At 72.6% G+C, this 12,214-nt stretch carries 8 protein-coding genes; 2 read left to right on the top strand and 6 right to left on the bottom strand.

Annotated features, from left to right (window positions below; all coding sequences use genetic code 11):
• Nucleotides 1–134: 134 nt before the first annotated feature.
• A complete protein-coding gene (pepN, locus tag ACWGIG_RS29975) occupies nt 135–2,714 on the top strand; it encodes an aminopeptidase N (protein ID WP_453324823.1) in 2,580 nt (859 codons plus the stop codon).
• 84 nt (nt 2,715–2,798) lie between these two features.
• On the opposite strand, the gene alc is transcribed toward pepN, so the two are convergent.
• The 6 genes from alc to ACWGIG_RS30005 all read right to left on the bottom strand — a co-directional run bounded on the left by alc (nt 2,799) and on the right by ACWGIG_RS30005 (nt 8,853).
• Nucleotides 2,799–3,947 carry an allantoicase gene (gene alc, locus ACWGIG_RS29980; RefSeq protein ID WP_453324824.1) on the bottom strand — a complete coding sequence of 383 codons (1,149 nt, stop codon included), beginning with the start codon at nt 3,945–3,947 and terminating at the stop codon, nt 2,799–2,801.
• Nucleotides 3,948–4,054: 107 nt separating this feature from the next.
• Nucleotides 4,055–4,960, bottom strand: coding sequence for a LysR family transcriptional regulator (locus tag ACWGIG_RS29985; RefSeq protein WP_453324825.1), 906 nt, complete (start codon nt 4,958–4,960; stop codon nt 4,055–4,057).
• Between the two features lie 10 nt (nt 4,961–4,970).
• The gene (locus ACWGIG_RS29990) at nt 4,971–5,948 is read right to left on the bottom strand and encodes a DMT family transporter (RefSeq protein ID WP_453324826.1); all 978 of its coding nucleotides are present in this window, start codon (nt 5,946–5,948) and stop codon (nt 4,971–4,973) included.
• 215 nt (nt 5,949–6,163) lie between these two features.
• Entirely contained in the window at nt 6,164–6,394 is a 231-nt protein-coding gene (locus ACWGIG_RS29995; protein ID WP_453324827.1) for a hypothetical protein, read from the bottom strand.
• Nucleotides 6,395–6,414: 20 nt separating this feature from the next.
• On the bottom strand, nt 6,415–8,610 hold the full coding sequence (gene malQ, locus ACWGIG_RS30000) for a 4-alpha-glucanotransferase (RefSeq protein ID WP_453324828.1): 2,196 nt from the start codon (nt 8,608–8,610) through the stop codon (nt 6,415–6,417).
• Nucleotides 8,611–8,853: a hypothetical protein gene (locus tag ACWGIG_RS30005; protein ID WP_453324829.1), complete on the bottom strand. Its 243-nt coding sequence runs from the start codon at nt 8,851–8,853 to the stop codon at nt 8,611–8,613.
• A 281-nt stretch (nt 8,854–9,134) separates the two neighbouring features.
• On the opposite strand from ACWGIG_RS30005, the gene ACWGIG_RS30010 reads away from it, so the two are divergent.
• The gene (locus ACWGIG_RS30010) at nt 9,135–12,137 is read left to right on the top strand and encodes a beta-N-acetylglucosaminidase domain-containing protein (RefSeq protein ID WP_453324830.1); all 3,003 of its coding nucleotides are present in this window, start codon (nt 9,135–9,137) and stop codon (nt 12,135–12,137) included.
• Nucleotides 12,138–12,214: the final 77 nt, after the last annotated feature.

A 12,214-nucleotide genomic window follows, 5' to 3' on the forward strand; every position in this document is an offset into this window, starting at 1 on the left:
GTGTCACCGCCCTGCGCCGTTGCCGCCCGCCGTTCGGCCGTCCCCGCCCCGGATCCGCCGCACATCTCACTGCCGGTGAGCACCCTCGCCGTGGAAGGATGGCTCAGAACGTCACGATCCGAGGAGATGACAGGGTGCCCGGTACCAATCTGACCCGCGAAGAAGCGCAGGAGCGCGCGCGGCTGCTCACGGTTGAGGCGTACGAGGTCGAGCTCGACCTCAGTGGTGCGCAGGAGGGCGGTACGTACCGCTCGGTGACCACGGTGCGCTTCGAGTCCGCCGAGGACGGGGCCACGAGCTTCATCGACCTGGTCGCTCCGGCCGTGCACGAGGTCGTGCTGAACGGTGCGGCGCTGGACGCGAAGGCGGTCTTCGCCGATTCGCGCATCGCGCTGGCCTCTCTGCGCGGCGGGGCCAACGAGCTGAAGGTCGTCGCGGACTGCGCCTACACGAACACCGGTGAAGGTCTCCACCGCTTCGTGGACCCGGTCGACGAGCAGGCCTATCTGTACACGCAGTTCGAGGTGCCGGACGCCCGGCGGGTGTTCGCCAGCTTCGAACAGCCCGATCTGAAGGCGACCTTCCAGTTCACCGTGAAGGCCCCGACGGGCTGGACCGTGATCTCCAACTCGCCGACGCCCGAGGTGCCGCAGGACGACGTGTGGGTCTTCGAGCCCACGCCGCGCATCTCGACGTACATCACGGCGCTGATCGTCGGCCCTTACCACTCGGTGCACTCGTCGTACGAGGGCAGGGACGGGCAGTCCGTGCCGCTGGGCATCTACTGCCGTCCCTCGCTGGCCGAGCACCTCGACGCGGACGAGATCTTCGCCGTCACGCGGCAGGGCTTCGACTGGTTCCAGGAGAAGTTCGACTACAACTACCCGTTCGCCAAGTACGACCAGCTCTTCGTGCCAGAGTTCAACGCGGGCGCGATGGAGAACGCGGGCGCGGTGACCATCCGCGACCAGTACGTGTTCCGCTCGAAGGTGACGGACGCCGCGTACGAAACGCGCGCCGAGACGATCCTGCACGAGCTCGCCCACATGTGGTTCGGCGACCTCGTCACGATGGAGTGGTGGAACGACCTGTGGCTGAACGAGTCGTTCGCCACGTACACCTCGATCGCCTGCCAGGCGTACGCCGAGGGCTCGAAGTGGCCGCACTCCTGGACGACGTTCGCGAACTCCATGAAGACGTGGGCCTACCGCCAGGACCAGCTTCCCTCGACGCACCCGATCATGGCCGACATCCGTGACCTGGACGACGTGCTGGTCAACTTCGACGGCATCACCTACGCCAAGGGCGCGTCGGTGCTCAAGCAGCTCGTCGCGTACGTCGGCATGGACGAGTTCTTCGCCGGTGTGCAGTCGTACTTCAAGGCGCACGCCTTCGGGAACACGCAGCTGAGCGACCTGCTCGGCGCCCTGGAGCAGACGAGTGGCCGCGACCTCAAGACGTGGTCGCAGAAGTGGCTCCAGACGGCGGGCATCAATGTGCTGCGTCCGCAGATCGAGACGGACGCCGACGGTGTCGTCACGGCCTTCGCCGTCAAGCAGGAGGCTCCGGCGCTGCCCGCGGGCGCGAAGGGTTCCCCGACGCTGCGTCCGCACCGCATCGCGATCGGCCTGTACGACCTGGACGGCGCGGGCAAGCTGGTGCGCACCGACCGCATCGAGCTGGACGTCGACGGCGAGCTGACGCCGGTGCAGGCGCTGGTGGGCCGGGCACGTCCGGACGTCGTGCTGCTCAACGACGACGACCTGTCGTACGCGAAGGTGCGGCTCGACGAGGCCTCCCTGGCCTTCGTCACCGCGCACCTGGGCGACTTCACCGAGTCGCTGCCGCGCGCCCTGTGCTGGGCGTCCGCGTGGGACATGACGCGCGACGGCGAGCTGGCGACCCGCGACTACCTGTCGCTGGTGCTGTCCGGCATCGCGAAGGAGTCGGACATCGGCGTCGTGCAGTCGCTGCACCGTCAGGTGAAGCTGGCGCTGGACCTGTACGCGGCGCCGTCCTGGCGCGAGGCGGGCCTGTCGCAGTGGACCGAGGCGACCCTCGCCCACCTGCGGTCCGCCGAGCCGGGCAGCGACCACCAGCTGGCGTGGGCGCGGGCGTTCGCTGCCACGGCGCGCACGCCGCAGCAGCTGGACCTGCTGCGGGCCCTTCTTGAGGGCACCGAGTCGGTCGAGGGGCTGGCCGTGGACACCGATCTGCGCTGGGCGTTCGTCGGGCGTCTCGCCGCCGTCGGGGTCATGGACGAGGACGAGATCGCGGCGGAGCTGGAGCGCGACAACACCTCGGCGGGCAAGCAGCACGCGACCTCGGCGCGTGCGGCGCGTCCGACGGCGGAGGCGAAGGCGGAGGCCTGGGCGTCGGTCGTCGAGTCCGACAAGCTGCCGAACTCGCTCCAGGAGGCCGTCATCGGCGGCTTCGTACAGACCGATCAGCGTGAGCTGCTCGTCCCGTACACGGAGAAGTACTTCGCGGCGGTCAAGGGTGTGTGGGACTCGCGTTCGCACGAGATCGCGCAGCAGATCGCCGTCGGCCTGTACCCCTCGCTTCAGGTCTCGCAGGAGACGCTGGACGCGACGGACGCCTGGCTGGCGTCGGCGGAGCCGAGTGCGGCGCTGCGACGGCTGGTGTCGGAGTCGCGGGCGGGCGTCGAGCGGGCGCTCAGGGCGCAGGCGGCGGACGAGGCCGCGGCTTCGTAGTCTGCCGATGACGTGACGGAGGGCCCCGGGTGAACTCACCGGGGCCCTCTGCCGTTCTGGGGTTACTTCGACTGCCAGGACGGACTAGTTGCTCAAGTCCTCGTAACGGGCCTTGAGTTCGGCCTGTCCCTGCTCGGTGACGGTGCCGTGCAGGCGCATCCGGGCGACGCCGCCGTCGGGGAAGGCGTCGAGGCGTACGTGGGTGGCGACGGCCTGCGCGGCGAGCTTGAAGCGGTGCAGGGTGTCGGGCTGCAGCTTGGTGCGCGGCAGGATCTCGAACCAGTCGCCACTGTCGCCGTTGCGCCCGCTGAGCGCGATCCACCCGGCGGAGTTGCCCTTGAGATAGGCGGTGTCGATCTCGACGGCGCGGACGGCGCCCTGGGCGACGAGCTTGAAGCGCACCCAGTCGTTGGTGTCGCGGACCCGGCGGCGGCGGTTCTCCCAGCCGTCGTCCATCTTGCGGGAGGTGCCGGGCAGGATGATCTGGGTCGGCGACGAGTAGAACTTGTCGGACGCGTCCTCGTAGGTGCCGCCGTTCTGTACGGCGACGAGGTCGACGGTGCCCAGGAGCTGGAGCCACTCGGGGTCGGGGACGACCTCGCCGTGCACGCGCAGGCGGGCGATGCCGCCGTCGGGGTGCTGGCAGACGCGTACGTGGGTGAAGCGGCGCTCGACGCCGATCTCGAAGCCGTTGGCGGCGTGGCCCTTCACGGGGGTGGCCGGGACGATCTCCTCCCACTTCACGTCCGGCGCGAGGAGCTGCTCGGGGCCCGGGGAGCCCTCGACGGCGGTGGCCTGGATGCTGACGCGCTGCGGGTAGTTGCCGCGGAAGTGGGCGGTGTCGACGATGATGCCGCGGATGACGCCGGGGGCGCCGAGGCGGACGATCGCCCAGTCGTGGTCCTCGGGCTCGGGGAAGGGGCGGTCGGCGCCCGTGCCGCGGCGGCGGCGGGTCTCCCAGCCGTCCATGATCTTGCCCTTGTGCCCGAAGTGCTCGGGGTCGAAGACGGCGCGCTCGCGGATCAGGAGGTTCTCGCGCTCGGCGAAGAACTCGTCGTTGGCGGCGATGACGCCGGCGCCGAGGCGGCGGTCGGCGAGGTCGACGAGTTCGGTGAACGCGTACGCGCCCGCACCTCGGTAGTCGGCGTACGGGTCGCCTCCGCCGTAGGGAGCGGCGTCGTTGGCGTGCGGGTCGTCGGGGTTCGCGGTCGCGTTCACGTCGGTCGTCGTCATGGGGACGACTGTGCCGCGAGAAGTCCTCTCAGGTCTATCGAAAGTTTCCGCACAGGCTTTTAAGAAGATGCGAAAGGTCGGGGCTCGGGCGGCGGCACCCGCCCTGCTTACTTGCGCTCCGCCGCGATTCCCCGCAGGGCCGCCAGCACCCGGCCCACCGCGGGGCCCTCTTCCGCGCCCCGTCGCACCGCGGCGATCACGTGCCGTCTGGGCCGGTCCGCCTCCAGGACCCGCATCACCACTCCCGCCCGGCGTTCCGCCGCCGCCATCCGCGGCACCAGGGCGACGCCCATCCCCGCCTCGACCATGGCGAGGATCGCGGTCCAGCCCGCCGCACTGTGTGCCTGCACCGGGACGAAGCCGGCCGCCTCGCAGGCCGCGGTGGTGATCTCCGACCAGGGGCCGCTGCCGCCGAAGATCCACGCCTCGCCCGAGAGGTCCGCCAGGCGCAGGCCGGGGGCCGCGGCGAGGGCGTGGCCGGTGGGGAGCACCACATCGAGGGGGTCGGCCAGGAGCGGGATGCGGGCGAACTGCGGGTCGCGGGCGGTGGGCGCGTGGGCCGCCAGCGAGAGGGCGAGGTCGACGGCGCCGTCGGAGAGGAGTTCGTACGCCTCGGCCGCTTCCGCCTCCCTGACGCGTACGTCAAGGCCGGGGTGCGTCTCGCGCAGGCGCAGCACCGCCGGTACGACGAGGGCGGGCACGGCGGTCGAGAAGGCGCCGATCCGCACCTCTCCCGCTTCGCCCTTCCCGTAGCCCTCCAACTCGGCCTCGGCACGCTCCAGTTGTGCGAAGACGGCTTCGGCGTGGCGCAGGACGAGGTGGGCGGCGTCGGTGAGGCGGACCCGGCGGCCGTGTGCCTCCAGGAGGGTCACGTCGAGCTGCTTGGCGAGGTTGGAGAGTTGCTGGGAGACGGCGGAGGGCGTCATCAACAGCGCCTCGGCGGTGGCCGTCACGGTGCCCCTCTCGCGCAGGGTCCGCAGGATGCGCAGCTTCTTGATGTCCCACTCGGTCATGACCCGCAACTTATCGGGCCTTCCTGGACCCGGTGGGCCCGGTCGCCGCCCCCAGCATCACGCCGCCCAGGATCAACACCATGCACAGGACCTGGAGAGGTCCGGTCTCCTCGCCCAGGACCGCGTACGAGAGCAGTGCCACGCAGACCGGCTGGAGGTAGTAGACGATGCCTGCGCGGGCGGCGCCGATGAGCGCGACGGCCTTGTTCCAGGCGAAGAAGGCGACGGCGGAGGAGAACACTCCGACGTGGACGAGCGGGCCGACGGTGCCGGGGCGCACCTCGAAGCCGCCCTGGACGGCGAGGCTGACGCCGTACACCGGGGCCAGCATCAGCGCGCCGAGCACGAACGTGCCGAAGAGGAAGGCGAGTCCGCCGATCTCCGCGGGCTTGCGGCGCAGCAGAGCGCTGTACGAGCCGAAGCACAGGGCGGCGGCGATCATCCAGAACGCGCCGAAGGACAGGCCGAGGGTGAGCGAGCCCTTGCTGACCAGGAGCAGGACTCCGGCGCAGGCGATCAGCATGCCGACGACGCGGCGGGCGCCGAGCTTCTGTCCGCCCAGGCGCTCGTACCCCGCCATGACGACGGGCGAGGCGGCCATGATCATGCCCATGGTTCCGGCGGGGGTGTCGAGTCCGGCCTGGTTGACGAGGGTGTTGTAGACGGTGACGCCGAGCAGCGAGGCGAGGGTGAGGAAGCCGAGGTGCTTGCGGAGCAGGGCGCGCCGGCGCCAGGCCTCGCGGGCGGCGAAGGGGGCGACGGCGAGGAGGGCGACGATCCAGCGCCAGAAGGCGGCCTGGACGGGCGGCACGGAGTCGTGCAGTGCGCGCGAGGTGACGAAGCTGCCGGACCAGACGACGGTGGCGACGGCGGCGAGGAGGAGGCCGAGGCCCGCGCCCTTCCGCACGGTCGTGGCCGCTGTCGCACGGCGCACGGTCGTGGCCGCTGTCGTACGGCTCGGTGTGCGGATGCGGTCCAGAACTGTCATCGCTGCCCCCATGAGGTGATCGGTGGATCTTGGTGAGGGATCTACCGTCACACCGGGGACTCATTCAGGTCCATCGAAACTTTTCGATGAATCCATTCAGCAGAACTGAATGCTTGGCAGGCGGGACAACGCAACGAGGGCGCCGGCGGCCCGTACGTCGATGCGTACGGGCGCCGGCGCCCTCGGAAGGCGTGCCGGAAGAGCGAGTTCCGGTGTCAGACCTGCTTGCGTGACTTGTCGAGCACCATCACCAGACCGGCGATGACCACGAAGAGGCCGATCGGGGCCACGACGAAGAGGCCGAGGGTCTCGGCGACGCTCAGGCCGGGGCCCGGGTCGTCACCGTCGTCCCGTACGGCCGCGAGCGCGGGAGACGACAGGAGCAGCATCATCAGCGTCGTACCGGTCGCGACAGCGCCGGCGCGCAGAGCGTTCTTCTTGTCCACGGTGCAAAAGTAGCGAACGTCTAAGTGGAGCGCGCGCCCGGGGGTGCCGTAAGAGATCCGGAGGCTGTTCCCGGGGCCTGCTCCGGGTGTGTGTCCGCCCCTGCGCGGATCACCTCCATGAGGGCGTGGAGGCGGGGCGAGGCGGCCAGTTCCTCCAGGGTGCGGGGGTGTCCTGCGGCGTCGGCGAGGGGCAGCCGCCAGTTCGGGTACTGGTCCCAGGTGCCGGGCAGGTTCTGCGGGCGGCGGTCGCCCAGGGCGTCCGGCAGCCACACGCCGACCATCCGGGCCGGGGTGGCGCAGAGGAAGCGGTGCACGGCCCGTACGGCGGCCTCCTCGTCGCCCGTGCCCTCGGGCAGCAGGCCCAGGCGGGTGAGGTACGAGAGCCAGCCGGTGACCTCCGCGGCGTCCTCCGCGCGCTCCTGTTCCAGGGGGCGGGTGAGCAGTCCCAGCCGGTGGCGCAGGGCGACGTGGTCCCCGGTGAGGCGGGCGGCGGTGGGCGGCAGGTCGTGGGTGGTGGCGGTGGCCACGCAGCCCTCGCGCCAGGCGTCGGGCGGCAGGGGGCGGCCGGTGCCCGCCCAGTCGCGTTCGAACCACAGCACGGAGGTGCCGAGCACGCCGCGTGCGGCGAGGGCGTCGCGCACGCCCGGCTCGACGGTGCCGAGGTCCTCCCCTATGACGGTGGCTCCGACGCGGGCGGCCTCCAGGACGAGGACGGCGAGCATGGCCTCCGCGTCGTAACGGACGTACGCCCCGTCGGCAGGCGCGTGCCCCTCGGGCACCCACCAGAGCCGGAAGAGTCCCATGACGTGGTCGATGCGGACGGCTCCCGCGTGCCTCAAGAGGTTGCGGAGCAGGCTGCGGTACGGGGCGTAGCCGGACTCGGCGAGGGCGTCGGGCCGCCAGGGCGGCAGGCCCCAGTCCTGGCCGTGTGCGTTGAAGGCGTCGGGGGGTGCGCCGACGGACATGTGCTGCGCGTAGGCGTACCCCTGGGCCCAGGTGTCGGACCCGCCCGGGTGCACGCCCACCGCGAGGTCGTGGACGAGGCCGACCGCCATGCCGGCCTCGCGGGCGGCCCGCTGGGCGTCGGCGAGCTGGCAGTCGGTGAGCCAGACGAGCCGGCTGTGGAAGTCGATGGGGCCCTGGAGTCCGGTGCGGGCGCGGGCGGTGTCGGCGGAGTCGCGGTCGGCGAGCCGCCCCGGCCAGTTCCGCCGGTCGGGGCCGTGCAGTTCGGCGAGCGCGCACCAGGTGGCGTGGTCCTCCAGGGCGGCGCCCTGTTCGGCCAGGAAGTCGCAGTAGGCGGCGCGGCGGCCGGGGCCGAGCGGCAGTGCGCACAGGATCTCCAGGGCCTGCCTCTTGAGGTGCCAGACGGCGTCCCGGTCGATCAGGGCACCCTTGTTCAGTACGTCGTCGCGCAGGGCGGCGGCCCGGGCGAGCAGGTCCGCGAGGCGTTCCCGGTCGGCGGGGTCGGTGACGTAGGAGAACTCGGGCACGTCCTCGATCCGCAGGTGCACCGGGTCGGGGAAGCGCCGCGAGGCCGGGCGGTACGGCGACGGGTCGGTGGGCGCGCCGGGGACGGCCGCGTGGAGCGGGTTGACCTGGACGAACCCGGCTCCGAGCGAGCGCCCCGCCCAGGCGGCCAGTTCGGTGAGGTCGCCGAGGTCGCCCATGCCCCAGGAGCGGGTGGACAGGAGGGAGTAGAGCTGTACGAGGAAGCCGTGCCGGGGGCCCTGCGGCGCGGGCACGCGCGCGGGGGCGACGACGAGGTGGCAGGAGGTCTGGCGGCCGTCGGGCAGCCGGGCGGTCAGCGCGTGGACGCCGAGCGGCAGGTCTCCCCCGTGACCGGCGGGCGGCATCGGCAGGGCCTCGCCCAGCTCGGTGGTGAGGTGTACGACGGTGCCTTCGGGCAGTGCCGTCAGGGCGTCCGGGAGGGCCGGGGCGTCCCGCCACAGGACGACGGTCGGCGGCAGCAGCCGCTCCCGGGCGGCGGCGGCGTGGGCGGCGAGGGCGGCGTCCACGGCGTGCGGTGTGGAGGCGTCGACGTCCAGGGCGGCGAGGACCTCGACGACGGTGGCGGCGGGGACCCGGACGGTGAGGTCCTCGGAGGGCGCGTAGGACGTGGCGACGCCGTGCAGCGCGGCGAGCCGGGCGAGCGGCCCCGACGGTTCGAGCGGTCCCGGCTCCGGGTCTCCCGGCGCCGTCCTCGCTGCTGCGGCCATCTAGACCCCCGGGTACTGGTACTCCATGCCGGACGCCGTTCCGTACGACGTCGGCTCGCTGGTGAGGGGTGCGGCGTCGGTGAGCGGCGGCTCACTGGTCAGCGGCGCTGCGTCGGCGAGCGGGGGCTCGCTGGTGAGGGGCGGCTCGGCGCAGCCGCAGGCGCAGAAGCCGTCGAGGCCCGAGTCGGGGCCCGAGACCTGTTTGGACAGGGCCGAGAGGAGGAGCTGGGCGGAAGCGGCCACGGAGGGCCTCCCTTGGTGGGGGGACGCGGACTACAGCAGCCATACCCAGCGGAGGGAACCGCAGACATTTCCGGCCGGGGAAGGTGACTCGGGTCACAACTGCACCCCGGGGCGGGAGTTGAAGGAAGAAGTTGAAGGAATCGGACGGACGGCCGCAGACTGTCCGCCACGCCTCCGCGGGCAGAAGCGATACACGGGCCGCTCGCATTGACACCCTTGGCAGACGGGTGATGGGCTCGGCGCCGGTAGGTCACGAAGCGATGAACACTGAGGAGTACCGCGTGCAGCTGGGGCGCAGGAGGGGTGCGACCGCTGTCGCGTTCGCCGTCATGGGCGGTCTGCTCGGCGGTGCGCCGGTCGCGGTCGCCGCGCCGCCCGCGCCGGACGTCCCCACGCCCGCCGCCCGGGACCGCGACAGTGACGCCTCGCTGCCGTCGGTGTGGCCGCGTCCGCAGTCGATGCGGGCCGCCGGTCCCGGTGTGCCGGTCGGTGACGAGGCGGTGCTGGTCGTCGCGCCGGGCACCGATCCGTACGCGGTGGACGCCCTGCGGAGCGTGCTGCGGAGCGCCGGTGCCCACACCCTCTATGAGGTGGCGCCGGGCGAGGCACTGCCGCCGCGCGGTCTGGTCGTACGGGCGGGCGGGGCCCAGGACGCGCTGACGGCGCTCCGGGCGCCGGCCCGCGCGGACCTGCCGCAGGGCGGCTACCGGATCGCGGTGGGAGCGGTCGCGGGGCGCGACACGGTCGCGCTGGACGGCGTCGGCACGGACGGCATGTTCCACGCGGCGCAGACACTGCGGCAGTTGGTGCGCACCGACAGCGCCACGGGCGGCGGGGCTGCCGGGGGCGGGGGCAGCATCGCGGGCGTGGTCGTCCGGGACTGGCCGGGAACGGCCGTGCGGGGCATGACGGAGGGTTTCTACGGGCGCCCCTGGAGCACCGAACAGCGGCTCGCCCAGATCGACTTCATGAGCCGTACGAAGCAGAACCGCTACTTGTACGCACCCGGCGACGACCCGTACCGGCAGGCGCTGTGGCGCGAGCCCTACCCGGCCGCCGAGCGGACGTCCTTCCGGGTGCTCGCCGACCACGCCCGCCGCAACCACGTGACGCTGGGCTGGGCGGTGGCGCCGGGGCAGGCGATGTGCATGTCCGACGACCGGGACGTCCGCGCCCTCACCCGCAAGGTGGACGCGATGTGGGCGCTGGGGGTGCGGGTCTTCCAGCTGCAGTTCCAGGACGTCAGTTACAGCGAGTGGCACTGCGGGCAGGACGCCGACGTGTTCGGCTCGGGCCCCGAGGCCGCCGCGAAGGCACACGCGCGCGTGGCGAGCGCGGTGGCCCGCCACCTCTCCGACCGGCACCCCGGCGCCGAGCCGCTGTCACTGATGCCGACCGAGTTCTACCAGGACGGGGCGACGGCCTACCGGCGGGCGCTGGCCACCGAGCTGGATCCGCGCGTGCAGGTCGCGTGGACGGGCGTCGGCGTGGTGCCGCGCACCATCAGCGGGCGCGAACTGGTCACCACCCGGGCCGCGTTCGGCCACCCCCTGGTGACCATGGACAACTACCCGGTCAACGACTACGCGCAGGACCGCATCTTCCTCGGCCCCTACACGGGCCGTGAACCGGCCGTGGCGGGCCGCAGCGCCGCCCTGCTGTCCAACGCCATGGAGCAGCCGTCCGCGTCCCGCATTCCGCTGTTCACGGCCGCCGACTTCGCCTGGAACCCGCGCGGTTACCAGCCGCAGGAGTCCTGGCAGGCGGCGATCGACGACCTCGCGGGCGGTGATGCCAAGGCCCGTGAGGCGATGCGGGCTTTCGCCGGGAACCACGCCTCGTCGATCCTGGACCCGGCGCACGAGTCCGCGTACCTGAGGCCGCTGATCGACGCGTTCTGGAAGTCCCGCTCGTCCGCCGACGCCTCGAAGAGGAACGCGGCGGCGCAGCGGCTGCGGGCCGCGTTCACGGTGATGAAGGAAACTCCGCAGCGCCTCGGCAAGGCCGCCGGGGGCACCTTCGACGACGAAGTACGGCCCTGGATGGACCGGTTCGCCAAGGTCGGTACGGCGGGCGAGCAGGCCGTCGACATGCTCCAGGCGCAGGCGGCGGGGGACGGTGCGGGCGCCTGGCGTGCGTCGCTCGCCCTGGACGCCTCCCGTGCGGCGCTGAAGGCGCCCCGGGTGACGGTCGGCAAGGGGGTGCTCGACCCGTTCCTGTCGAAGGCGGTGCGGCAGGGGGCCGCGTGGACCGGTGCGGACCGCGAGCCCGGCAGCATCACGCGGGGGCCCGGCACGTACACGGTGCGCCTGAAGCATCCGCGGCCGGTGTCGGCGGTGACGACGATGACCGACCCGGGGCAGACCGACGCCGCGGTGGAGGTGCACGTGCCGGGCGAGGGCTGGCGGAAGGCGGGCGCGCTCACCGCGGACGGCTGGACGCAGACCCCCGTCGGTGGCGCGCGGGTGGACGCGGTGCGGCTCGCGTGGACGTCCGGGGAGCCGGTGGTGCACCGGATGGTGCCGTGGTTCGGGGACGAGCCCGAGGCCAGGCTCGCCCTGTCCCGCAAGGAGGTCGACGCCGAGATCGGCGGGCCTGCCGCGCGCGTGCAGGCGGCGCTGACCGGGCAGCGGCCCGGCGAGGTGCGCGGGGAGCTGGTCGCCAGGGCGCCGAAGGGCATCGAGGTGGTGGCCCCGAAGGCGACCGTCGTGCCGCGCGGCACGGACGCCGCGGTGCCGATCGACATCAAGGTCGCGAAGGGCACTCCGGCGGGCGAGTACCGCGTCCCGGTGTCGTTCAGCGGGGGCGAGGAGCAGGTGCTCACCGTGCGGGCGGCGCCGCGCACCGCGGGCCCCGATCTCGTACGTACCGGGAAGGCGTCGTCGTCGGGCGACGAGACGGCCGACTTCCCCGCCGCCGCGGCGGCCGACGGCAGCGCGGGGACGCGCTGGTCGTCGCCGGCCGGTCCTTCGGCGTGGTGGCAGCTGGAGCTGGAGCAGCCGACTCGGGTGGGCCAGGTCGTCCTGACGTGGCAGGACGCCTACGCGAAGGCGTACCGCGTCCAGGTGTCGGCCGACGGCCGCACCTGGCGCACGGCGGCCACCGTGCGGGACGGCAGGGGCGGCCGGGAGACGGTCCGCTTCGACGCGCCGGACGCGAAGTTCGTACGGGTGCAGGGCGACGAGCGGGCGACCAGGTTCGGGTATTCGCTGTGGTCGGTGGAGGCGTTCGCGGTCGCTCCGCCAAGCCCGGCAGAACCCCGTGAAACTCCGAAAACCCCGTAAACCCCGTAAACCCCGTAAACCCCGTGAAGCAGGTTCGGCGCAGGAAACGCCCGTGGGTTGAGCGACCGCTTCAAGCG

Source organism: Streptomyces sp. NPDC054863 (assembly GCF_053610825.1).